Source organism: Pseudomonas fjordensis, assembly GCF_976987115.1.
On the sequence record NZ_OZ336860.1, the window covers coordinates 2,407,746 to 2,431,439 of the forward strand.

At 60.1% G+C, this 23,694-nt stretch carries 21 protein-coding genes; 12 read left to right on the plus strand and 9 right to left on the minus strand.

The genetic code is table 11. From position 1 onward, the window contains the following. Nucleotides 1-123 precede the first annotated feature (123 nt). Together ACWHXD_RS11110 and ACWHXD_RS11115 are read right to left on the minus strand one after the other, a co-directional pair. Complete coding sequence (locus ACWHXD_RS11110) at nt 124-1,746, minus strand: MFS transporter (RefSeq protein ID WP_032892452.1); 1,623 nt, start codon at nt 1,744-1,746, stop codon at nt 124-126. A gap of 82 nt (nt 1,747-1,828) precedes the next feature. Continuing rightward, complete coding sequence (locus tag ACWHXD_RS11115) at nt 1,829-3,496, minus strand: GMC family oxidoreductase (RefSeq protein WP_138762679.1); 1,668 nt, start codon at nt 3,494-3,496, stop codon at nt 1,829-1,831. A 128-nt stretch (nt 3,497-3,624) separates the two neighbouring features. Here ACWHXD_RS11115 and ACWHXD_RS11120 point away from each other — a divergent pair, with 128 nt between their 5' ends. Beyond that, nucleotides 3,625-4,518 (plus strand): LysR family transcriptional regulator, encoded by an 894-nt coding sequence (locus ACWHXD_RS11120; protein ID WP_138762678.1) that lies wholly within the window; start codon nt 3,625-3,627, stop codon nt 4,516-4,518. 622 nt (nt 4,519-5,140) lie between these two features. Here ACWHXD_RS11120 and ACWHXD_RS11125 read toward each other — a convergent pair. From ACWHXD_RS11125 to ACWHXD_RS11135, 3 genes are all read right to left on the minus strand, one after another. Next, nucleotides 5,141-7,000 carry a DUF3857 domain-containing transglutaminase family protein gene (locus ACWHXD_RS11125; protein WP_138762677.1) on the minus strand — a complete coding sequence of 620 codons (1,860 nt, stop codon included), beginning with the start codon at nt 6,998-7,000 and terminating at the stop codon, nt 5,141-5,143. Between the two features lie 179 nt (nt 7,001-7,179). After that, on the minus strand, nt 7,180-8,526 hold the full coding sequence (locus ACWHXD_RS11130) for a glutamine synthetase family protein (RefSeq protein WP_138762676.1): 1,347 nt from the start codon (nt 8,524-8,526) through the stop codon (nt 7,180-7,182). An 11-nt stretch (nt 8,527-8,537) separates the two neighbouring features. After that, the gene (locus ACWHXD_RS11135; protein ID WP_032892444.1) at nt 8,538-9,095 is read right to left on the minus strand and encodes a helix-turn-helix domain-containing protein; all 558 of its coding nucleotides are present in this window, start codon (nt 9,093-9,095) and stop codon (nt 8,538-8,540) included. 141 nt (nt 9,096-9,236) lie between these two features. On the opposite strand from ACWHXD_RS11135, the gene ACWHXD_RS11140 reads away from it, so the two are divergent. Next, a complete protein-coding gene (locus tag ACWHXD_RS11140; protein WP_138762675.1) occupies nt 9,237-9,545 on the plus strand; it encodes an RcnB family protein in 309 nt (102 codons plus the stop codon). An 88-nt stretch (nt 9,546-9,633) separates the two neighbouring features. Then, nucleotides 9,634-10,827, plus strand: coding sequence for an MFS transporter (locus tag ACWHXD_RS11145; protein ID WP_138762674.1), 1,194 nt, complete (start codon nt 9,634-9,636; stop codon nt 10,825-10,827). Here ACWHXD_RS11145 and ACWHXD_RS11150 read toward each other — a convergent pair. Further along, complete coding sequence (locus ACWHXD_RS11150; protein WP_003190355.1) at nt 10,790-11,062, minus strand: DUF1652 domain-containing protein; 273 nt, start codon at nt 11,060-11,062, stop codon at nt 10,790-10,792. The genes ACWHXD_RS11145 and ACWHXD_RS11150 overlap by 38 nt on opposite strands. Nucleotides 11,063-11,164: 102 nt before the next feature. Continuing rightward, nucleotides 11,165-12,661 carry a PAS domain S-box protein gene (locus tag ACWHXD_RS11155; RefSeq protein ID WP_098952041.1) on the minus strand — a complete coding sequence of 499 codons (1,497 nt, stop codon included), beginning with the start codon at nt 12,659-12,661 and terminating at the stop codon, nt 11,165-11,167. 203 nt (nt 12,662-12,864) lie between these two features. On the opposite strand from ACWHXD_RS11155, the gene ACWHXD_RS11160 reads away from it, so the two are divergent. Continuing rightward, complete coding sequence (locus ACWHXD_RS11160; protein WP_019821429.1) at nt 12,865-13,833, plus strand: hypothetical protein; 969 nt, start codon at nt 12,865-12,867, stop codon at nt 13,831-13,833. 79 nt (nt 13,834-13,912) lie between these two features. Next, nucleotides 13,913-14,533 carry a transglycosylase SLT domain-containing protein gene (locus ACWHXD_RS11165; RefSeq protein ID WP_003190361.1) on the plus strand — a complete coding sequence of 207 codons (621 nt, stop codon included), beginning with the start codon at nt 13,913-13,915 and terminating at the stop codon, nt 14,531-14,533. Nucleotides 14,534-14,790: 257 nt separating this feature from the next. Here the strand turns inward: ACWHXD_RS11165 and ACWHXD_RS11170 are convergent, their stop codons facing one another. Continuing rightward, on the minus strand, nt 14,791-15,036 hold the full coding sequence (locus tag ACWHXD_RS11170; RefSeq protein WP_138762673.1) for a DUF6124 family protein: 246 nt from the start codon (nt 15,034-15,036) through the stop codon (nt 14,791-14,793). Between the two features lie 272 nt (nt 15,037-15,308). Between ACWHXD_RS11170 and ACWHXD_RS11175 the strand changes: the two genes are divergently transcribed. Both ACWHXD_RS11175 and ACWHXD_RS11180 read left to right on the plus strand, forming a co-directional pair. Next, on the plus strand, nt 15,309-15,653 hold the full coding sequence (locus ACWHXD_RS11175) for an FKBP-type peptidyl-prolyl cis-trans isomerase (RefSeq protein ID WP_032892436.1): 345 nt from the start codon (nt 15,309-15,311) through the stop codon (nt 15,651-15,653). A gap of 11 nt (nt 15,654-15,664) precedes the next feature. After that, on the plus strand, nt 15,665-16,264 hold the full coding sequence (locus ACWHXD_RS11180; RefSeq protein WP_138762672.1) for a GNAT family N-acetyltransferase: 600 nt from the start codon (nt 15,665-15,667) through the stop codon (nt 16,262-16,264). Nucleotides 16,265-16,282: 18 nt separating this feature from the next. Here the strand turns inward: ACWHXD_RS11180 and ACWHXD_RS11185 are convergent, their stop codons facing one another. Next, on the minus strand, nt 16,283-17,020 hold the full coding sequence (locus ACWHXD_RS11185; protein ID WP_138762671.1) for an ArsR/SmtB family transcription factor: 738 nt from the start codon (nt 17,018-17,020) through the stop codon (nt 16,283-16,285). 74 nt (nt 17,021-17,094) lie between these two features. On the opposite strand from ACWHXD_RS11185, the gene ACWHXD_RS11190 reads away from it, so the two are divergent. From ACWHXD_RS11190 to ACWHXD_RS11210, 5 genes are all read left to right on the plus strand, one after another. Further along, on the plus strand, nt 17,095-18,255 hold the full coding sequence (locus ACWHXD_RS11190) for a cytochrome P450 (RefSeq protein ID WP_138762670.1): 1,161 nt from the start codon (nt 17,095-17,097) through the stop codon (nt 18,253-18,255). Beyond that, nucleotides 18,252-18,596 (plus strand): antibiotic biosynthesis monooxygenase family protein, encoded by a 345-nt coding sequence (locus ACWHXD_RS11195; protein WP_138762669.1) that lies wholly within the window; start codon nt 18,252-18,254, stop codon nt 18,594-18,596. Before ACWHXD_RS11190 ends, ACWHXD_RS11195 begins: the two co-directional genes overlap by 4 nt. A gap of 549 nt (nt 18,597-19,145) precedes the next feature. Then, nucleotides 19,146-21,851 carry a magnesium-translocating P-type ATPase gene (mgtA, locus tag ACWHXD_RS11200; protein ID WP_138762668.1) on the plus strand — a complete coding sequence of 902 codons (2,706 nt, stop codon included), beginning with the start codon at nt 19,146-19,148 and terminating at the stop codon, nt 21,849-21,851. Between the two features lie 208 nt (nt 21,852-22,059). Next, a complete protein-coding gene (locus tag ACWHXD_RS11205) occupies nt 22,060-22,776 on the plus strand; it encodes an MgtC/SapB family protein (RefSeq protein ID WP_019821435.1) in 717 nt (238 codons plus the stop codon). 289 nt (nt 22,777-23,065) lie between these two features. Further along, nucleotides 23,066-23,692 (plus strand): response regulator transcription factor, encoded by a 627-nt coding sequence (locus ACWHXD_RS11210; protein ID WP_032892431.1) that lies wholly within the window; start codon nt 23,066-23,068, stop codon nt 23,690-23,692. Nucleotides 23,693-23,694 lie beyond the last annotated feature (2 nt).

Here is a 23,694-nt window from a genome sequence, read left to right on the forward strand (position 1 = left end):
GCATCGCACACCGCTGTAGGAGCGAGCTTGCTCGCGAAGAACCTGAGAGCGACGCGGGGCACCAGGTTCCCCGCGTCATCGTTAACGATCTTCGCGAGCAAGCTCGCTCCTACAGGGGGGGTATCAGTTGTTTTCGATATCCACATGCCGGGTTTCTTTGAGGCAGAACAGCCCGACGATCAGGCTCACGCCCGTCACCACCACCGGGTACCACAACCCATAGAAGATATCGCCGGTGTACACCACCAAGGCAAACGACACCGTCGGCAGGAACCCGCCAAACCAGCCGTTACCGATGTGGTAGGGCAGGGACATCGAGGTGTAGCGGATGCGCGTCGGAAACAGCTCAACCATCAGCGCTGCCAACGGCCCGTAGCACATAGCAGCGATGAAGATCAGCACCACGATCAGCACCACCACCATCAGCTTGTTGACCTGGGCCACATCCGCCGATGACGGGTAGCCGGCCAGGGCCACGGCGCCCCGCAGGGCCGCTTCGTCAAAACCGTCGATACGCACATCGCCCACGCTCACTTGCACCGGGCTGCCCGCAGGGGCGGCGGCGCTGCTGTAGGGCAGGCCCTGTTTGACCAGGAAGGTCTTGACCTTGTCGCACGGGCTGTCAAAACGGGCCTTGCCCACTGGGTCGAACTGGAAGGTGCAGGTGGCCGGGTCGGCCAGTACGGTGATCGGCGCTTGTTGGCTAGCCTGGTCCATCGCCGGGTTGGTGTAGTGCGCCAGGCCCTTGAAGATCGGGAAGTACAGCGCGGTCGCCAACAGCAGGCCGAGCATCAGCACCGGCTTGCGCCCGACCTTGTCCGACAGCCAGCCAAACAGGATAAAGAACGGCGCGCCAATCACCACGCTGATGATCAACAGCATATTGGCCAGGGCCGGGTCCATGCGCAGGAACTGGGTGAGGAAGAACAGCACATAAAACTGCGCCGCGTAGAAGGTCACGGCCTGCCCGCCGTTGATGCTGAACAGGGCGATCAGCACCACCTTGAGGTTTTCCCACTTGCCGAACGACTCGCGAATCGGCGCCTTGCACGCCTTGCCTTCTTCTTTCATTTTCAAGAAGGCGGGCGACTCGTGCAGGCTCATGCGGATCCAGGTCGAGATGCCCAGCAGCACGATGGAAAACAGGAACGGAATGCGCCAGCCCCACACTTCGAACTGATCGCCGGTGAAGTAACGGCAGGCCAGCACCACCAGCAGTGACAGCAGCAGGCCGAGGGTGGCGGTGGATTGAATCCAGCTGGTATGCAGCCCGCGCTTGCCCGGTGGCGCATGCTCGGCCACGTAGGTAGCGGCACCACCGTATTCGCCGCCCAGTGCCAGGCCCTGCAGCATGCGCAGCACAATGAGGATGATCGGCGCGGCAATGCCGATGCTGGCGTAGGTCGGCAGCAACCCGACGCAGAAGGTTGCCACGCCCATCAGGATGATGGTCACGAGGAAGGTGTACTTGCGCCCGATCATATCGCCCAGGCGGCCGAACACCAGCGCACCGAATGGCCGCACCACAAAGCCTGCGGCAAAGGCCATCAAGGCAAAGATAAACGCCGTGGTGTCATTGACCCCGGCAAAGAACTGCTTGCTGATCACCGCCGCCAGGGCGCCGTAGAGGAAAAAGTCATACCACTCGAACACCGTCCCAAGGGAGGAGGCGAAGATGACCTTTCTTGATTCGTTGGCGGTACTTGCACTGGCCGCCGAGCCCAGGGGTTGAGCATGTTCTGACATCGGGTGTCCCTCACAGTGATTATTTATTGTTGTTCCACTGTCGGCGCCAACCTCAGCGCCGCTATTTTTTCAACGTCAACGATTACGCGGGGTGCCCTGTAGTGCGCGGTGCTGGTGGGTTTTTCGCGAGTAAGCTCGCGCCTACAGTGTTGGGTGACAGGATGAGCTGCGCGGCTTTCTCCGCGATCATCAGCGTGGGTGAGCAGGTATTGCCGGAGGTGATGCGCGGCATGATCGACGCATCGGCAATGCGCAGGCCGGGGATGCCGTGTACGCGCAGTTGGCTGTCGACCACGGCGTCCTTGTCATCGCCCATGCGGCAAGTGCCCACCGGATGGAAAATCGTGGTGCCGATCCGCGCAGCGGCCTCGTGCAGTTGTTCTTCAGTTTGCAGGGCTTGGCCAGGCAGGTATTCCACCGGTTTGAACTGGCTCAGGGCCGGAGCGGCGACGATGCGCCGGGTCAGGCGAATGGCGTCGGCGGCGATGCGCAAGTCTTCGGGGTGGCTGAGGTAATTGGGTTGTATCAGCGGCGCATCCGCCGGGTTGGCCGAACGAATATCCACCCGGCCGCGACTTTGCGGGCGCAGGTCGCAAACCGACGCGGTAAATGCCGGGAAGCCGTGCAACGGTTCGCCAAAGCGCTCCAGGGACAGTGGCTGCACGTGGTATTGCAGGTTGGCCGAGGTCTGCTCCGGCCCGGAGCGGGCAAACGCGCCGAGCTGGCTGGGCGCCATCGACAGCGGGCCGCTGCGGTCGTACAGGTAGCGCAGGCCCATGCCCATCTTGCCCCACAATGTGCCGGCGATCTGGTTCAGGGTGCGGGCATTTTCCAGTTTGTAGATCAGGCGCAGTTGCAGGTGATCTTGCAGGTTGCCGCCAACGCCTGGCAGTTCATGTACTACGTCGATGCCCAGCGGCTTGAGCACCTGGGAAGGGCCGATCCCTGAGCGTTGCAGAATCCCCGGCGAACCCACCGAGCCCGCGCACAGCACAATCTCCTTGCGCGCCTTCCAGCCCATCGATTGGCCGTGTTGACGCCCCAGTACCTGCGAGGCACGACCGTTTTCCAGCAGCACACGCTCAACCTCTACCTCCGTCAGCACGGTGAGGTTGGGCCGCTGGCGGATCGGCTTGAGAAACGCCTTGGCCGCATTCCAGCGCACACCGGCTTTCTGGTTCACCTGGAAGTAACCGCAGCCCTCGTTATCGCCCTGGTTGAAGTCATTGATATTGGCGATGCCGCTTTGAGCCGCCGCCTCACGAAACGCATCGAGGATCGGCCACGACAGGCGCTGCTGCTCGACGCGCCACTCGCCGCCCTCGCTGTGGAATTCAGAGCCGCCGGCAAAATGGTTTTCGCTCTGTTTGAACAGCGGCAATACGTCCTTCCAGGCCCAGCCCGCATTGCCCGCCGCCGCCCAGCCGTCGTAGTCCTGAGCCTGGCCGCGCATGTAGATCATGCCGTTGATGGACGAGCAGCCGCCCAGCACTTTGCCCCGTGGGTAGCTCAAGGCGCGCCCTTGCAGGCCAGCTTGGGATTCGGTCTTGAAGCACCAGTCGGTGCGGGGGTTGCCGATGCAGAACAGGTAGCCGACGGGGATATGGATCCAGGGGTAGTTGTCGCGGCCACCGGCTTCCAGCAGCAGCACACGGTGAGCCGGGTTGGCGGACAGACGATTGGCCAGCAGGCATCCGGCGGGGCCGGCGCCGACGACGATGTAATCGTATTCAGCAGTTGCATTGGGCATCTGGGGTCTCGCTTGTTTTTCTTATTGGCCCCATCCTAGTTGTTAGTTTTCGTCTTAAAAATGTTAGTTTTTACCCACCCGCTGTGCGTTTTTAAACAACGGCGGCTGGCCCGGGCACTGGAGGCGATATGTTCGACTGGAATGACCTGCGGTTTTTTCTCGAGTTGCAGCGCAGTGGCCGCCTGCTCACCGCCGCCCAACGCCTGAAAACCACGCATGCCACCGTGGCCCGGCATATCGACGCCATCGAGAAAAGCCTCGGCACGGCGTTGTTCGTGCAACATGCCCAGGGCTATGAACTGACGCCTGCCGGCGAAGCGTTGCTCAAGCATGCCGAGGCCATGGAGAACGTAGCGCTGCTGGCCGAAGACGAACTCACCCATTCTGCTGCGCCCCTGGGCAAGATCCGCCTCGGCGTGGCCGAAGGGCTGGGCGTGATGTTTTTGGCCGCGCGCATGGGCGGGTTGTTTGAACGCTATCCAGGATTGGAGGTGGAGCTGGTCGCGGTGCCGCGTTTTGTCAGTATTCTCAACCGCGAAGCGGAGATCAGCATTCACCTGGAGCGCCCCAGCGCCGATCAATTGGTGACGCGCAAACTTACTGATTATCGCCTGGCGCTTTACGCCAGCCGTGGCTATCTGGCGCGCAACCCGCCTATCGAGAAGCGTGAAGACCTTGCTGCCCATGTCTGGATCGATTATGTCGATGACCTGCTGTTCAGCCAGGAGCTGAAGTTCCTCAACAGCTTCTGCCGTAACCCCAAGGTGGTGTTCCACAGCACCAGTGTGATTGCGCAGCACCAGGCGGCGCGTTCGGGGTTGGGCATTGCGGTGTTGCCGTGTTTCATGGCGGCTGGGGATGGGGAGTTGGTGCCGTTGTTGCCGGCAGAGGGCATTCAGCGCAGCTATTGGATCAGCTCGCGCCGGGAGTTGCACAAGTCGGTGCGGTTGCGGGTGTTATGGGATTATGTGGTGGAGTTGTGCGCTCGGGAGCAGGGCTTGTTGCTCGGCGAATCCCGCTGACACACACACGGATTAAAAGGTGGGGGCTGGCTTGCTTGCGATGACGGCCCGACAGCCGATGCATATCTACCTGACACCCCGCGATCTCTCTGTGGGAGCTGGCTTGCCTGCGATGGCGGCCCCCCAGCCGACACTTCTCTACCTGACACCCCACATTCCAACTGTGGGAGCGGGCTTGCTCGCGAAGGCGGCCTAACAGTCAACACAGTTGGACTGGGTACATATCCGTTATTTAGGTAACGGCCACTTAGGGTTCCGCCCTGACGGCGTCTTACTTTTGAAAAGCGCAAAAGTAAGCAAAACGCTCTTGCCCCACCACTCGGCACCTCGCTTAGGCTCGGTGTGCCCGTAATCCGCCAGTGATTTGGGGGGCCGCCGCCACGCGCCATCCATGGCGCGGGGCGGCTAAACCGGCATCCCTGCCGGTTTACCCCCCAAATCCCTGTCGAATTCCGGCCAGCGTGGTTTGACGGGGCGCCTAAGATCAAAAGCAGATCAAGAGCGGCTCGCTTCGCATCGTGGTTACCGTTGGCTGCTACAACCTGCAAAGTTGGGGAGATACCTACGGTCATCGCAGGCAAGCCAGCCCCCACATTTGGATAGGGGGTGTGTCAGGGGCACCTTAGAACTTCACCACCTGATGCACCTGCTCGGCACAGGCCCGAGCTTCTTCAATCATTTTGCCGAACGCATCGCTGGTGACTTCGGCATGGGTCAGCCAACGTTTTTTCTGGCTCAGGCGATAGTGATAGCGCAGTGAGCCGTCTTCCAGTTTTCCGTCCAGGTCGAGGTCGTACCAGGGCGAGCGCACCTTGCAGCCGGGGATGGCTTTTTCCATCTTCCCGCCTGTCAGGGTGTAGGTGTAGTCATAGGTTTCGGGGTTGCCCAGGTAGAGGTCGGCCTGTTGCCCCTGGCGGCGATAGTTGACGTAACCTTCCCAGCGGTCTTTCAAGGACGGGTCGGTGTAGACATAGTCATTGGCCAGTTTTTCCAGGGCGCGCTGATCGTTCATGCGGGCGCTGACGCTGTAGCCGTCATGTACCACAAAACGGGTGGGTTCGCGGGTGATCTGGCAGTCGCTGATGTCGTTGCCGAAATTGGCGCAGATGTTCTGGTCGGTGGCGGTGGTGCCTTGCTGGCGGTCGGCGACGCTCAGTTGCATCAGCGGCAGGCGGCTGAAGGTAATAGTCGCCTTGACCGCGCCATCTCCCTCTTTGCCGTATTGCACCTGTTTGTCCAGGCGTATCGAGACTTCGGGGCGCTCCAGTGGGATGTGTTCTTCGCGCACCTGGCTCTGGGCGTCGTTGACCAACACCCAGCGGTCCTGAATATCGGGCATGGTCTGGCCAGGGGCGAAGACCGGGTTGGTCGGGTCAAGCCACCACACTTGGCCATTCACTTCGGCACGCACGATGGCGTGGTTCGGCGCCTGGGTGCCCGGAATCAGCAGGGCATCGACCACGTCGCCACGGCTGACCCACGCGGTCTCCGCCTTGATGCCGCTGGCCTTGAGCATGGCCGTCAGCAGCGTCGCCAGGTCCTTGCAGTCGCCGTAGCCGTGTTGCTCGATTTCCGCCAGGCTGAACGGCACATAGCCGCGTTCGGTCGCCCGCCAGTCACCCAGGTAGCGGTAGTGATCATTGATGTGCTGCATCAGCGCGGACACTTGCTCAGCCGGCGCCAGGCTGCGTGCGGCGGCCACGGCGGCGGCGGCTTGCGTCGGCAGGTTGGCGCCGAGGATCTGGTTGTAACGCTGGGCAAAATCACCGAAGTACGCCTGGCGGTCCACGGCGCTGCCCACTTCCAGGCGTGGAACGCGCAGCAGCGCGGCGGCGGAGGATTCATTGATGTAGTTGAGGTAGATCGGCGCTTTAAGCGCCACGTCCAGGGTTTTGCCGTTGCTCGAAGGGGTCACGTTGAAGGCGTCGAACATTTCACTACGCCACTGGATCGGGCGTTCGGCGGTAAAGCGCGCCTTGAAACGATCGCGGCGGGCCGCGCCGGGGCCGAACTTGAGCACGTAATGGAACTGGCTCATCAGCGGTTTTGCCGGATAGTGGTGGCGTACGGTGTAGCGGATCTTGGTGCCCACGCGCAGGTTGGGGAAGGCCAGGGAGGTTTGCTTATCGCGGCTGAAACCCTGGTCCGGGTTGGGCGCGCTGCGGGTATCGATTTGCGTGGCGGCGAGGGCGACCGGCTTGGCGCCAGGCTGGGTGGACTGGGCGCTGATCACTTCAAAGGTATCGCCTTCGGAGTAATCGAAATCGATGCGCGAGAGCATTTCGCGGCCGTTGGGTTTGAGGATCGTGTAGCGGTAGGTGGTGGTGCAGTCGGTGCTGGCGTCGCGGTTGAAGTGGCAGTGCAATTCGGTGTCGTTGGCCAGTGGAGCTTCGGCTAGGGGTTGCAGTGCAGCGCTGACGGAATGGGAAACCAGCCCCAGACTGATAGCAATCAAAGGGCGGTGAAACGAAAAACGGTACATGGGCGCCTCGGGTGACACATTGAAACAGCTACCCGGCGGGTAGCGAGAAGGCGCCGGATGATAATGGATCTCAACGGCAAAGACCAGGATTGTTCGACAATTTTTAAGCCTGAAAGGCCCGTGCTAGAGCCTTTCGTTGATTTGGATCAAGGTTTGTATACCGCCAGCGCGGCGCGTGTTTAGAGAAACCAGCGATATTCGCGCGCATGAATTTCTTGCTGAAAAGCCAAGTGATCCTGGCGTTTGTTCTCGCAATACACGTCGACAAATTCCGCGCCCAGCTTGTCGCGCAGCACCGGTTGCTGCTGCATGGCACGCACGGCGTCGAGCATTTCCACCGGGAAATCGGTGCCGCTGTTGCGGTCTTCGTTCAGGGGCGCGATGGGTTCGCGCTTGGCCTCAAGCCCGTGCTCAAGGCCCACCAGGATTGCCGCCAGCACTAGGTAAGGGTTGGCATCGGCGCTGGCCAGGCGGTGCTCGATCCGCAGGTTGCGCGGGTCGGACTCGGGGATGCGCACACAAGCATCGCGGTCTTCAAAGCCCCAGCTCGCCCGCGTCGCAGCGTTGACCGTGCCGCCCAGGCGGCGGAAGGCGTTGTGGTTGGGCGAGAAGATCGGCATGCAGTGGGGCAGCAATTCCAGGCAGCCGGCCACGGCGTGGCGCAATGGCTGCTGCTGATGGGCCGCGAGCAGGTTATTGCCCGCTGCGTCGTAAAGGCTGACATGCACATGCATGCCACTGCCGGGAAATTGCAGGTAGGGCTTGGCCATGAAGCTGGCGCGGTAACCCTGCTTGAGCGCCACGCCACGGGTGCTGCGGCAGAACAGGGCGGCCCAGTCGGCGGCACGCAGGCCGTCGTCGCAGTGGCCGAAGTTGATCTCGAACTGGCCGGGGCCGATTTCGGCGGTGATCACCGTGATGTCGATGCCTTGGTCCTTGGCGGTTTGCGCCATGTCCTCGAGCACGTCGCTAAAGCGCGACAGCCGTTCGATATGCAGGTTGGGCTGGTCGTCGGCATCTCCACTGAGCGGGTCGCGGGCAAATTGCGGCAGGCCGTTTTCCAGTTGTTTATCGAACAGGTAGAACTCCAGCTCAAACGCGACCACTGGGTGAATGCCTTGGTGTTGCAAGCGTTCGAGCACCTTGGCCAGGACTTCGCGGGGTTCGAATTCGATGGGCGCTTCGGTGCCGTCCGAGGTGATGAGCATTTGCCCTAATGGCTGCGATTCCCAGTTCACCGGTTTGAGCGTGCCCGGCACCAATCGGCGATTGGCGTCCGGGTCGCCATCGTTGAAGCAGTAGTCGCCAATCTTGAACAACCCACCCTGAGCCCCCAGCAATACCGCGTTCTGCGGCAGCTTAAGCGGGCTGCCGGCTGCGACTTTCTCAAGCATCTCCACCGGGTAGCGCTTGCCATAGAAATGCCCGGGAATGTCCAGGGCGATCAGGTCGACATAGCGCACGTCGGGGTGGTTCTGGCGGAAGCTGCGTACTTCGGCCAGCAACGTGGAGGATTGGCTTTTCACGGGTGCAGCTCCTAGTTGTAAACCCACAAGACGCGGGCGGGCAGGTCGGTGAGGTTGGCATAGCGGCAGTGGGCGAAACTGGCCAGGTGGAAACTGTCGCCAGCGTGGAGGGTGACCGCATCGGGCTCACCCTCAACCCACAGCGTCAGCTCGCCCTCCAGCACAAAACCGGCCTGCTCGGCGCGGTCGCTCATGCTTTGCTCGCCGCTGTTGGCACCGGGGGCCAACAGGCTGTCGAGCATCGAAAACGCGCCGTTCATACTCGGCGACACCAGGATGTCGGTGATGCCATTGGCGTAATACACCGTGCGCCGCTCGTTGGGGCGGGTGACCCAGTCCACTGCCTTGGGTTTGGGCAGGCTGTAGAAGTAGGTGGTGGGCACGTCGAGGGCGTGGCTGATGGCGGTCAAATCGGCCACGGTCGGGCGCGACAGGCCACGTTCGACCTGGGAGAGAAACCCCACCGACCGCTCGATTTTTTGCGCAAGTTGCGCCAGGGTGAGCTTCTTGTGCTTGCGCAGGTCGTGGATCAGCGCCGCGAGGGTGGCGAGTTCTTCTTGTGGGGTCATGAAATTTATGTCGAATAATTTCATGAAAAATTACAGTATTATTTTCACGATCGCAATCTCTGGCCACAGGAAACAAGGCTGAATGATTGCGCGCCGCCGCGGTCGGAACCTGGGTATGCATCATTAATTGAAGGAGCACCCATGAAATCCAGAACTCTAGCTGCCTGTGTTCTCGTCGCTGCAAGCTTGTCTACCGCCAGTTTCGTGGCGCAGGCCGGCGATACCCCTCAGGAAACCGTGCAACCTTCAAACATCAATTCTCGCGACTTGAAAGAGGGCGACCGCGCGCCGGATATCCTGATGCGCAAGGAGTCGGCCATCAGCGATTGGAAAAAACGCGGCCTCAAGCAGCCCGAAGAGGAAAGCCAGTGGGCGCGCGTAGGCGACAAGTACGTCCTGCTCAAGACCACCAACGGCACCATCCTCGAGATTACGCCAGTCAAGCAATAATCCCGTCGGGGCATCTGCTCGTTTCATGTCTCTTGCGTTAAGGTAACCGACCGCAATGGTCGCGTTACCTTTGAAGAACGAGAGCAGGATGCTTGCCACAATAAGAAACTACCCCCGCACCGTGAATCTGCTGCTGTGCGCCACGTTGTTGCTGACGCTGGCCAAAGCCATCACCTTTCCCTACCTCGTCATCTACCTCACCAGCCATTTCGGCCTGGACATTACCCAGGTCGGCCTGGTGATCGGCAGTTCGTTGATCGTCGGCTCGCTGCTGAGTGTCTACGGCGGTTTTCTGGTCGACCGCATCAATAGCTATCGCCTGTTGCTCGGCTTGAGCCTAGTGTTTGTGCTGGGGTTTATCGGCACGGTGCTGGCGCAGAATATCTGGGCGTTCTATGGCTGCCTGATCCTGATCAACCTGGCCTACGCTGTCATCGATATTGCGGTGAAAGCCGGCTTCGCCAGCCTGCTGCCCGAAGACGCGCGCAGCGAGGTGTTTTCCATCAAGTACACCCTTACCAATATCGGCTATGCCGTGGGGCCGTTCTTTGGCGCGATGGTGGCCAAGCTGGATATCAGCTTGCCGTTTATTCTGTCGGCGCTGTTGGGGCTGGGGTTTTTCCTGCTGTATGGGCGTTGGGGTGACCGCACCTTGGCCACTGCGGACGCTACGCAAAAGCCGGTGCCGTTCCTCGCCGTTGCCCGCGTACTGCTGCAGGACCGCCGGCTGGTGTGCTTCACCCTCGGTGGTTTACTCAGCGCGGTGGTGTTCGGCCAGTTTACGGCCTACCTGTCGCAGTACCTGGTGACCACCACGACCGCCGAATACACCTACACGGTGATCAGCGCGGTGCTGACCACCAACGCTGTATTGGTGATCGCCTTGCAGTACCTGATTGGCCGGCGCATCTCGCACCGTTACCTGAGCCAATGGCTGATCGCCGGCTTGAGCATGTTCATGCTGGGTTTGATCGGCTTCGGGCTGTCCACCAGCGTGGTGGGGTGGGTATTGGCGATGGCGGTGTTCACCGTCGGGGAAATCATCGTGTTCCCGGCCGAGTACATGTTTATCGACCGAATTGCCCCGGACCACCTGCGGGGCATGTATTACGGGGCGCAAAACCTGTCCAACCTCGGCGCCGCGCTGGGGCCGGTGCTGTGCGGGCTGGTGTTGGCCAGCCTGCCGGCCCATTACATGTTCTACATGCTGGGGGCGTTTATCGTCGCAGGCGGGGTGTTTTATTTCATGGGAGCGGCGATAAAGGCAAATCATCCAGCGTGAGCTTGCCGACGTTGTTGCTTTGCAGTTCGTAGCGCAACTCATCCACCATTTTTGCCACTTCCTGCGGGGTTTGCAGGCGGTTGGTGCTGATGCCGGTCACCACCAGGTCGACGCGGCCAGTCTCGGCGTCGTAGACCTTGAGGGTCAAGGAAGCGTCCCGGCACAGGGTAAATTCGCACGTCAGCGGTGACAGGCCTTCTTCGATGCAGTTGCGCAGTTGAGAGAGGGTAAACATGCGGGTTCCTTCTAGGCATAAATACGATCCCTTGAAGGTTATTGCTTGCACCGCCGCTCAATAAGGCGAATTCGCACTAGACGCACTAGTGCATTTGCACGGTCAGGGTTTGTTTTTCAGGCGCAAATCACCGGCAAACAGCCCGCGTTCACGGGCCCAGACGATCGCTGCACTACGGCTGTGCACCCCCAGCTTGGAATACACCGTGGCCACATGGTTACGCACGGTGTTAGGCGCCAGTTTCAGGCGCGAGGCGATCTCTTTGTCCGCCAGGCCCTCGCAGATCAGGCCCAATACATCGCGCTCGCGGGCGGTGAGGTCGGTGAAGGAAACATTCGGCAGGTTGGGGCTGTTGACGCTCTTGGCGTTGGCCAGCTTCTCGATCAGGGTCTGGCTGAACCAGGATGCGTCCTGCATGACTTCCTCAATGGCCGCCACCAGTTCCAGCTCCGAGCGTTTGCGTTCGGTGATGTTCATCAGCACCATCAGGTAGCAGGGCACGTCCTGGATGATCACGGTGTCGGCAGACACCACGCAGTCGATCACCTCGCTGCCTTTCTTGCGCACCTTGAGGTCCTGGCCTTCAAGGTTGCCGGCTTTTTCCAGGGTGGCGAACAGCTGTGCGCCGGCCTGGGGGCTGTCGATGAAGTTGATGTCTTCGATGGATTTGCCGATCAATTCTTCGCTGATGTAGCCGGTGATGCTCATAAAGGCTTCGTTGATGTCCACCACCTGGCGGTTGTCGGCACTGCACACCAGGGTCGGCACGGGCGTCAGACGGAAGGATTTGGCGAAGCGCTCTTCGCTCTGGCGCAGGGCGATTTCGGCTTTGCGCCGTGGCTCCAGGTCGGTGAAGGAAAACAGCATGCAGTCTTCCTCGTTCATGTCCAACGGTTGGCCGGCGACGATCACCAGTTTGCTGCCACCTTCGGGCAGCCGCAGTTCGGCCTGCATCTGCGGGATGGTCGCGCCTTCGCCCAGGCGCTGGATCGCCAGGTCCTTGCGCTCGGCCTGTTCCAGCACATCCAGTTCATACACGGATTTGCCGATGACCTGGTCGCGGTTGTAGCCGGTCATCTCCAGAAAACCCTGGTTGACCTTGATGTAGCGCAAGTCGCTGAGGCGGCAGATCACGGCGGGCGCCGGGTTGGCGTTGAAGGTTTTCTCAAAGCGCTGCTCGGCGCTGGCCCATTCGGTGGCGTCGCTGAGGATCAGCACCAGCAACTCCGGCTCACCCTGGGCATCGGTCAGCACCAGGCTGCGCAGGCGGTGCACCCAGCTGCGGTGTTCGTCGTCGGTGGGTGTGACTTCCACCACCACATCGCTGAACTCTTCACCGGCAGCCACGCGGCTGAGGGGGTAGCTGTCCAGTGGTAAGGGATGGTTGTTGCGATAGCGCAGAGCAAAGCGCTTGGCGTACGCCTCGGTATTGGCGCCCAGTTCCTTGACCTCGCTGACCCCATGCATGGTCAACGCCGCCTCATTGGCCCACAGAATGGTCTGGTCGACCTCGGCCAGGATCACACCGTCGGACAGTCCCGAGATGATGGTCTGCAGTTGGCGGCGGTTGGTTTCTTTGGCGAGAACATCCTGGGTCATAACGTCTCCGATTAGGGCAGGGCAAGGCACATTGGGTTACGACATCCCGGCTTCAGGATAGTGCAGAGTAATTGCCTACGGGGCAGTGCGAATGCACCAGGGCGCCTGGTGCATATGGGCCAGGACTGAACGTATGTCGTTTCGCCACACTCACACCCAACAAGGCACATTGCCTTGCTCCCAAATTTTAAAAGGACCTTTGTATGACCACTGTCTATGAAACCAATCGATCACTGTTTCGTGTGTCGTGGAGCTCGGTATTGGCCGGTAGTGCAATCGCACTGGTCACCTACCTGGTGTTGAGTGTGTTGGGCACCGCCATTGGCGCCAGTGCCGTTGACCCGATGGAAGCGGGTAACCCGTTGAGCGGTTTTGGCACGGGTGCGGGTATCTGGCTGTTTGTATCGACACTGGTTGCCATCGCGTTGGGCGCGTTCGTGGCCGGCCGCACCGCGCCGGATCGCGGCGGTCTGCACGGGGTGCTGACCTGGACCCTGACCACCTTGCTCACCACTTGGCTGCTGGCAGGCCTGGCTTCCAGCGTGGTCGGCACTGCCGGCAACGTCGTGGGCAAAGGCCTGTCCGCAGCCGGCAGTGGCATTGCTGCCGCCGCGCCGGGGATTGGCAATAGCATCAAACAGCAGTTGAACGAGCAGGGCATCGAGCTGGACTGGAACAGCCTGCAAGGCCAACTGGATACCTTGCTCAAGCAGAGCGGCAAGGCGGAGCTGGACCCTGCCAATGTTGAGCAAAAAGCCGATCAGGCAGCAGCCGATGGCAAGCAGTCGGCCACCGATGCAGCGACCAACCCTGCCCAGGCCGGTGATGAGCTCAAGCAGTGGTTCGAACGTGTGAAAGCGTCCGGCGAGCCAGCCCTGAATGCAGCGGATAAAGAGGCGCTGGTCAACATCGTCGCGGCCCGCACTGGCAAGAGCAAAGAAGAAGCCACCCAGATCGTCGACAACTATGCCCAGGCTTATCAGCAAGCCATGCAAAAGGTCGATGAGCTGAAAAAACAGGCTGAGCAAAAAGCTCGTGAAGCCGGTGAAGTCGCTGCCAAGCAACTGTCCCGCGCGGCCTGGAGCACCTTGGCCATGCTGCTGTTGGGCGCGGCCTTGAGCTTCTTTATCGGTCGTATTGCGCTGACTACCCGTCGCGTGCCATTGGCTTAAAACTGTCTACGGCAAGGACGCCGCCTGTGTGAAGGGGTAAAATGCTGGCATTTTACCCTTATCCCACAAAGGTGCCCCCTTGAGCGCAGGCAAAGCCGTCGGACTGTTATTACTCACTTCTCTGTTGGCGGCGTGCGGCACCTCGCCGCCACGCACGCCCAACGACCTCTGCGGTATCTTGCGCGAAAAAGACGACTGGTACGACGCCGCCAAGGTCACGCAAAAGCGTTGGGGCGTACCGATCCAGGTGCCGTTCGCCATCATGTATCAGGAGTCGGGCTTTCGCCACGACGCCAAGACCCCGCGAAAATACCTGCTGTGGATCATCCCGTGGGGCCGTGTGTCCACCGCTTCCGGCTATGCCCAGGCCAAGGATGAAGTGTGGAACGACTACCGCAAAGCCACCGGCCGCAGCGGCGCTGATCGCGAAGACTTCGACGACGCTATCGACTTTATCGGCTGGTACATGGACAAGACCTACACCATCAACGGCGTCTACAAGTACGACGCCTATGGCCAATACCTGAACTACCACGAAGGCTGGGGCGGCTACCGCCAGCGCACCTACGCCAGCAAAGCCTGGCTGCCACCGGTGGCGAGCAAGGTACAGGCGCGTTCGCAGATGTATGCGCGCCAATATGCCGGGTGCAAGGATGAGTTGGGGCGAGGGTTTTGGAGCCGGTTCTGGCATTGGTTGTAAAGGCTTTTGGATGCACGCAGATCCAATTGTGGGAGCTGGCTTGCCTGCGAAAGCGGTCGTGCAGACACAGATGCAGTGACTGATACACCACCTTCGCAGGCAAGCCCGAATGCCGGTCAGTTAAGCGAACGCAATGCTCAAAGCAACGAAGATCACATGTGGGAGCGGGCTTGCTCGCGAAGACGTCGGCCCAACAAACATGGATATTGACTGACCCACCGCTTTCGCGAGCAAGCCCGCTCCCACATTGGATTGCGTTAACGCGGCTGGATGCATTCCAGCGAACGGTCCACCATCACGCTGGCCATTTCCACCAAGTGCATGACCGAAATCACCAAGGTGCGTGAAGTGCCATCCAACTGCTCACCTGCCGTCTGCGCCGCAACGGCCGCGCAACGCAACACGTTGCTGGCATGGGCTAGGGCGTCTTCGAAGCTGAGGTCGGGTGTGGTGGCGAAGAATTGCAATTCTGGGGCGGGTGCAGCGGGTACGAGCTTTTCCATGGCTTGATTCCTAATTGAGCCGAAAAAAAGCGCCTTGCAGAAGGGGGCGCTTAGCGCCTAATCATTCGCGGTCTACCAAACCCCGAGTCACTGAATTGGCAGTGACCGACAAAGACTAGCCACGCAATGTGAGCGGCGCAAGCGGTTGGGATTCTCTCGGAAACGTCCTTCAAGTTAAAGGGAAATGTCATTGTTCCGACTGTTCCTACACTTGCCAAACCCATCCGATTCTGGGAAAACCCCAGCCTTTTCACGCCTTCAATGAGAACCCCATGAGCAACGACGAACTGCAGGTCATCGACATCCGCCTGGGCGACGGCAAAGCCGTGGTCAAGGGCGCGCTGATCACCACCCAATACACCGGCACCCTGGAAGATGGCACGGTGTTCGATTCCTCCTGGGAGCGGGGCAAACCGTTCCAGTGCGTGATCGGCACCGGCCGCGTGATCAAGGGTTGGGACCAGGGTTTGATGGGCATGCAGGTTGGCGGCGTGCGCACGTTGTATGTACCGGCGCACTTGGCTTATGGCGAGCGCTCGATGGGCGCGCATATCAAACCCAACAGTAACCTGCGCTTCGAGATTGAATTGCTGGAAGTGCTGACGCGGGATGATTGAAGAGGTTGAACATGGACGTTGATCCACATCTGTTGCCTGGCAGCTCCCTGGAAGGCATTCGGGTGGTTGAGCTGTTTGGCTTCGATGAGGCTGAGCTGCAGCAGTTTTTTGAACAGGCACCCGATTACTTCATCGCGGTGAATGGCGAACCGGCTACCCCGACCGAAGCACGGGAAGAGTTAAGCGGCCAATTGCCCGCTGGCTGGCATTGCAGCCGCCTGTACTGGCTGGGTTACCGAGATGCGCAGGGCCACCTGGTCGCCGTGGTGAATATCGCTGCGGATTTGCTCGCCGCCGGGGTGTGGCACATTGGGTTGCTGCTGGTGCATACGCGCTGGCACGGCAGCGGGCTGGCGCAGCGCTTGCACGCGGACCTTGAGGCCTGGGCGGTGGCGAAGGGCGCGCAGTGGCTACGGCTGACGGTGGTGGTGGGCAATACCAGGGCCGAGCGTTTTTGGCCCAGGCTTGGCTATGTACAGGTGCGCACCCGCGAGGGCATCACGATGGGCCGGAAGGTGAATAGGGTGTCGATACAGGTCAAGCCCGTCGGCCAGGGAACCATCGACAGCTACCTGGCGTTGGTTGAGCGGGACCAGCCCGGCGCGCCGTAGCATGAAGGGGGTTTGGCCTTATGCGCAGGCGCTGCCTGATCGCTTCAGTTCTGGCTCTTCAACCCTTATCCCAAACTTGCCCGACAGCTCCTTTCGCCCCTTGGGCGTCACGGCCAGCGCCCGACTATCAAGGTCCTGGATAACCCATTTGCGGCTGATGACGGCCTGTAGCACAGCGGCCCCCAGTGCGCCGGCGAGGTGAGGACGGCGCATGCTCCAGTCCAGGCATGCGCAAGCGAAACGACGCCGCTGCGCCCTTACGGTTTCTACCTCGATACCGAGCCCTGTCATCGCTTTTTCGCCCGCCACGCTGAGCTGATACGTACCGTCACTTGCGTCTGGTAGGGTCAACCAGCCAGAGTCGAAAAAATAGTCGTGCAGTTGTACCGCCAAGGACCCCGCCATGTGGTCATAACAGGTTCGCGCGAGCTGCAACCGACTGGGGGTCGTCGAAACAAACCCGGTCTGAGCGTTTCGGCTGATCACCATGAGGGCTTCAATCGCTTGTGCCACATGCGCATCTGTCAGGCTGAAGTAGCGGTGCCTGCCCTGTGTGTGCCGTTTTATCAAACCGTCCTCTTTAAGCCTTGCCAAGTGTGCGCTCGCCGTGGAGGCACTGACGTCGGCAATGACGGCCAGTTCAGTACTGGTGCGGGCGTGACCGTCCATCAGCGAACACAGCATTTTCGTCCTTGCGGGTTCGGCAATCGCGCCGGCGACACGGGAAATGGCGGTGTCATTGCTTTGGGAATCCATATTTCGTTCCTGAGCGAATTGTCGATGTGACGGTTGTTCGATAGTAGCCGTTCTTTGCGAAAAGGACTGCCAAAATGACGCCGTTTGAAGCCGCCACCCATGCCGACCCCTACGATTATTACGCACGCCTCAGGCGACACAGTGAATTGGTTTTCGATGCAGATCTTGGTTTATGGATTGCCAGTGGCGCACGCGTTGTCGAGGCCATCCTGGATCATCCCCACTGCCTTGTACGCCCACTGCACGAGCCGATTCCAGCGGCCATTGCTCAAGGCGCGGCAGGCGATATCTTTGGTCGATTGATGCGTATGAATGAGGGGGCACAACACCGCTGCCCCCGGATGGTTATCGAGCCGGCCTTGGGCTCGTTGGGAAGCGAAAATCTCGCAGGCATTGTGGCGCAGGTTGTCGAGACATTGGATGACCCAGTCGGTAACCCGAACGAGTGGATGTTCAGGTTACCGGTTTCGGTCATTGCGACTTTTATAGGTTTCGCACCCAGCCAGTTGCAGGAAGTCGCGCAACTGACACGGGATTTTGTCGCCTGTCTATCGCCCTTGAGCGACGAAGCTCAACTCAGTGAAGCCCATTGCGGGGCGGCTCGGTTGAGGCAGATGTTTCAAGCGCTGCTGAGTAACGACGATAAGCGTAGCGGCTTGTTGGACCGTCTTTATGGCGAATACCAAGCCTCACGCTGGAAAGACGATGAGGCGTTGATAGCGAATCTGATCGGGCTGTTGTCACAAACCTGCGAAGCCACGGCAGGCCTGATCGGCAACGCCCTCATAGCGTTCCAACGACACCCTGACCTGTTTGAAGGCATGCACGCCACACCCCTGCGCGTCGCTGAGTGGGTGGCAGAGGTGGCGCGCCACGACTCACCGGTACAAAACACGCGGCGCTTCGTTGCACAGCGCTGCACAATTGGCGGCAGCGTTCTAGAGGCGGGCGATACCGTTTTGCTATTGCTTGCTGCTGCCAACCGAGATCCCGGCGCCAACCCAGACCCCGACAGCTTTTTGCTCGAACGAACTCAACGACGAACCTTCAGCTTCGGCGCAGGCAGACATCAATGCCCAGGTCAGCCCTTGGCGTTGGCTATTGCCTCAGAGTTGATTTCGGCATTCTTGCATCGACGGCCAGACTTATCTGCCCTTGCTTATCGCTGGGATTATTTGCCTTCCCTTAATGGCCGCATTCCGCGGTTCTACCGTGATGAGGAGACCCAACAATGATCGCTGTTATTTTTGAAGCCTGGCCACATGAGGAGCACTACCAGCGTTATCTCGACCTCGCTGCCGAACTCAAGCCTCTGCTCGCTCAAATCGATGGCTTTATTTCAGTTGAGCGTTTCCAGAGCTTGAGTGAACCTTCAAAGCTGCTCTCTCTGTCATTCTGGCGTGACGAGGCAGCCATCCAGCAGTGGCGCGGCCTTGAGCTACATCGAGCGGCTCAATCAACAGGCCGTCGGCAGGTTTTCGCTGACTACCACCTGCGCATTGCCCAGGTAGTGCGCGACTACAGTCTCGAGGATCGTGTTCAAGCGCCGACCGATAGCCGGCATGCGCATGAGTAAAAACAGCACACCGCCTTCTGTAGGAGCGAGCTTGCTCGCGAAGAACTCGCAGGCGCCGCGTTCATTCAGCAAGCACGCGTTATCGTTGGCGCTTTTCGCGAGCAAGCTCGCTCCTACAGTGATTACCTGAACCCATCCTGAAGAATTTTCTTATTCGCCATGCAGGCACTTTCCTACGGTTTACTCTGCCAACATCGGGGCGTAAGCTTCGCGCGTTTTCATCAATAGCGGAGACCCTCAGTGGGTACTTGTTCGAGTGACAGTCGTCGGCCGGTTTCGGTAACCGGCCTCTTGGCAAGGTAACGCGCATTTTCCAGATGCCGTTGTCTCGCCTCACAAAGCGAGAAGCGGCATCCCGGCGGTGGCCAATCCTGGCACCTGCCTGATTCCCTCTCATCGACGCTGACCAGCACCTGGGTAACGCCTGGATGCTACGGACGCGCCTGCCTGTTACGGCGGGCGGGCCAGGTTCGGCTGTGCCTGTGTGACGGGCGCGGTGTGGACGGGCAGTACCTGCACGACGGTTTTTCCTCGCGCAGGAGTTACACCATGAACCTCACGTTGCTCAAAGAGTTCTTCGCCGGTTTCCTGCGGACCCGGCATATCGCCCGGCATTTTCGCCGCCTGGCGATGCTGGAGACCGTGACCGACGCCAGCGTCAGCCGCGAAGTACCGCCCAGCCTTGCGCAGACGCTGGTGGCTGCTGCCAACCGCAGCACCGTGCAATTGCTGGGTGTACTGGGCAGCCACGCCGAGGGCCTGAACACCCAGGAAGCCGACGCCCTGCGTGTGCAATACGGCCTCAATGAAGTCGAGCACGAGCAGCCGCTGCCGTGGTGGGTGCACCTGTGGCATTGCTACAAGAACCCCTTCAACCTGCTGCTGACCCTGCTGGCGGTGATCTCCTGGCTGACCGAAGACATGAAGGCCGCCACGGTGATTTTTTCCATGGTGGTGCTCTCGACCCTGTTGCGCTTCTGGCAGGAGGCTAAGTCCAACAAGGCTGCCGACGCCTTGAAGGCCATGGTGAGCAATACCGCGACGGTGCTGCGCCGCGATGCTGCCAAGCGCATTGAACTGCCGATCAAGCAACTGGTGCCGGGCGATCTGATTGTGTTGTCGGCCGGCGACATGATCCCCGCAGACTGCCGCGTGCTCAGCGCCAAGGACTTGTTCGTCAGCCAGGCGGCGATGACCGGTGAATCCATGCCGGTGGAGAAGTTCGCCCACCAGCAGGACGCCCACACGCGCAACCCGCTGGAGCTGGAGAATATTCTGTTCATGGGCACCAACGTGGTGTCCGGCGCCGCCACGGCGGTGATCCTGGCCACCGGCAACAGCACGTATTTTGGTGCCTTGGCGCAACGCGTCACGGCGACGGACCGTGCCACCACCTCGTTCCAGCAGGGGGTCAACAAGGTCAGTTGGTTGCTGATTCGCTTTATGTTCGTGATGGCGCCGCTGGTGCTGTTCATCAACGGCTTTACCAAGGGCGACTGGACCGAGGCGTTGCTGTTCGCGCTGTCGATTGCGGTGGGTCTGACCCCGGAAATGCTGCCCATGATCGTCACCTCGACCCTGGCCAAGGGCGCGGTGTTTCTGTCGCGCAAGAAGGTGATCGTCAAGCGCCTGGACGCGATCCAGAACTTCGGCGCCATGGACGTGCTGTGCACCGACAAGACCGGCACGCTCACCCAGGACAAGATTTTCCTGGCGCGCCATGTGGACGTGTGGGGCCAGGAGTCGGACGACGTGCTGGAAATGGCCTACCTCAACAGCTACTACCAGACCGGCTTGAAAAACCTGTTGGATGTGGCCGTGCTCGAGCACGTGGACATCCATCGCGAGCTGAAAGTTGGTACCGCGTTTCACAAGGTCGACGAGATCCCCTTCGACTTCAACCGCCGCCGCATGTCGGTGGTGGTGGCCGAGCAGCACCAACCGCACCTGTTGATCTGCAAAGGGGCGGTGGAGGAAATTTTGTCGGTATGCAACCGCGTGCGCCATGGCGACGTCGATGAAGTGCTGACCGACGAACTGCTGGCGCGCATTCGCCAGGTGACGGCAGCCTTTAACGAAGAAGGGCTGCGGGTGGTGGCGGTCGCGGCGCAGCCGATGCCGGCGGGGCGTGACACCTACACCCTGGCTGATGAGAATAACCTGACGCTGATCGGCTACGTGGCGTTTCTCGACCCGCCCAAGGAAAGCACCGCACCGGCTCTCAAGGCCCTGAAGGCTCACGGCGTGGCGGTGAAAGTACTGACCGGCGACAACGAACTGGTCACGGCGAAGATCTGCCGCGAAGTGGGCCTGGAACAACAAGGCTTGCTGATGGGTAACGACATCGAGGCGATGAGCGACGCCGAACTGGCCCTGGCCGTGGAAACTACCAATGTGTTCGCCAAGCTCACCCCCAGCCACAAGGAACGCATCGTGCGGCTGCTCAAGGCCAACGGGCATGTGGTGGGCTTTATGGGCGATGGCATCAACGATGCTCCGGCGTTGCGCACGGCGGATATCGGTATTTCGGTGGACAGTGCGGTGGACATCGCCAAGGAAGCGGCCGACATCATCCTGCTGGAGAAGAGCCTGATGATCCTGGAGGAGGGCGTGCTGGAAGGCCGGCGCACCTTCGCCAACATGCTCAAGTACATCAAGATGACCGCCAGTTCCAACTTCGGCAACGTGTTCTCGGTGTTGGTGGCCAGTGCCTTTATCCCGTTTTTACCGATGCTGCCGATGCACCTGCTGGTGCAAAACCTGCTGTATGACATTTCGCAGATCGCGATCCCGTTCGACAACGTCGATGACGAGATGCTTTCCACGCCGCAACGTTGGCAGCCGGGGGAAGTGGGGCGCTTCATGCTGTTTTTCGGGCCGATCAGTTCGATCTTCGACATCACCACGTTCGCACTCATGTGGTATGTGTTTGATGCCAACACGCCAGACCACCAGACGCTGTTCCAGTCCGGCTGGTTTGTGGTGGGGCTGCTGACCCAGACCCTGATCGTGCACATGATCCGCACCCCGAAAATCCCGTTCCTGCAAAGCCGTGCGGCGCTGCCGTTGATGCTGATGACCGGCGTGATCATGGCCGTGGGGATATTCCTGCCGATGGGGCCGTTGGCGCATTACTTCAAATTGCAGGCGCTGCCGTCGCTGTACTTCGTGTTCCTGCCGGTGATTTTGCTGGCTTACATGGCGCTGACCCAGGCGGTGAAGGGCTACTACATCCGCAGGTTTGGCTGGCAGTAATACAACATCGCAAAACCCTGTGGGAGCCGGGCTTACTGTAATGCCCGTCAGTTAAGGTTCTGTAGGAGCGAGCTTGCTCGCGAAGAACTTACAGACGCCGCGTTCATTCAGCAAGCACGCGTCATCGTTGACGTTTTTCGCGAGCAAGCTCGCTCCTACAGGGGCCGGCATTGTTTCAATGTGCATCTGCATTCATGGAGATTTTTTTATGCAGGCAATCAACAACATCAACCTCAACTCCCTGGTCGACACCGTGGTCAGCCTCAGCGCGGCATTTATCCTCGGCGGCTTGATCGGTTTCGAACGTCAGTACCGCCAGCGCACCGCTGGCTTACGTACCAATGTGCTGGTGGCGGTGGGCGCGGCGATCTTTGTGGACATGGCCAACCGCCTGGGCGGCGCGGAGGGCGCGGTGCGCGTGGTCGCTTACGTGGTCTCGGGCATCGGCTTCCTGGGGGCGGGTGTGATCATGCGCGAGGAAGGCAATGTGCGCGGGCTCAACACGGCCGCCACCCTCTGGGCTTCGGCGGCGGTGGGCGCCTGCGCTGGCGCCGACCTGATCCTCGAAGCCTTGCTGGGTACGCTGTTTGTGCTGGCGGCCAACACCTTGCTGCGGCCGATCGTCAATAACATCAACCGCCAACCTTTGGATGTGGTGTCGGCAGAGGTCACCAACATTCTTTACGTCATTGCGCGCCGCAGTCAGCAGCAGGCGGTGATGGCGTTGCTCGAAGCCGAGCTGGCACGTTGCAACTACCCGGCCAGCGATGTCGATGTGCGGCCGTTCGGCAGCGACGAAGTGGAGATCGAGGCCATCCTGGCCGCCACGTCGGTGGATGGCGACGAACTGGATGCTCTGGTAGCGCGCCTCTCTACATCAACCCTGGTGGTACAGGCTTTCTGGAGCCCAAGTACTACCGACTGACCCCTATGGGCGAGCCAGGATTGGCTAAGCTTGCTTGTGGAAAAATCCTACATCTAGTCCGGATTATCCCTTCAGTTAAAACATCATTGCGTTGCTAAGGTTGGGCACTTGCGGCTGTTGGGTCGTTGAGGTCCGGCGTCCGTGGTTATGCTGAGTTAATTGAAGGGGGCCAGACACGGCCTGGTTACCGTATTGATAAGGCAGCGCCGTTCGTCGGAACTGTCATTTCTCACAGGTACCCAGGTCCGGTGTGATGTGTAAGGGTATTTTGTCCACATAGGGAAGTTGTATGAACAAAGCATTAATTGTGGATGACCATCCGTTTATCCGGGCGACGGTCAAACACCTCCTGCAGTTGGAGGGTTTTGTTGAGATTTTTCAGGCTGGGGATGGCGCAGATGCGATGCAGTTGGCGCGGGAGCAACGTCCCGAGCTGATTATCCTCGACCTGGCGATGCCCAAATTGGGCGGGTTGGAGGTCATCAGCCGGATCAAGGCGTTGGGCTTGCCGTGCAAGATTTTGGTGCTGACGTCCTACCTGGCGGTGTTTTTTTCCACCCGCTGCATGCGCGCCGGCGCCATGGGGTTCGTCGCCAAGACCGGCGAACTGGATGAGCTGCAAAAGGCTATCAAGGCGATCATGTCGGGCTACAGCTGCTTCCCCAGTTTGCCGACCAGTTCGGTGCGGCGCGACGATTTGCAAGAAACAGAACGGCAGATGATCGAATGTTTGTCTGACCGCGAACTTACCGTACTGCAGATGCTCGCCCTAGGGCTGGGCAACAAGGAAATCGCCGAGCAAATGCTGCTGAGCCACAAGACCATCAGTACCTACAAGACTCGACTCAAGGAGAAGTTGCGAATGTCCTCGGTAGTGCACTTATCCACGTTTGCCCAGCGCAACCATCTGATCTGATC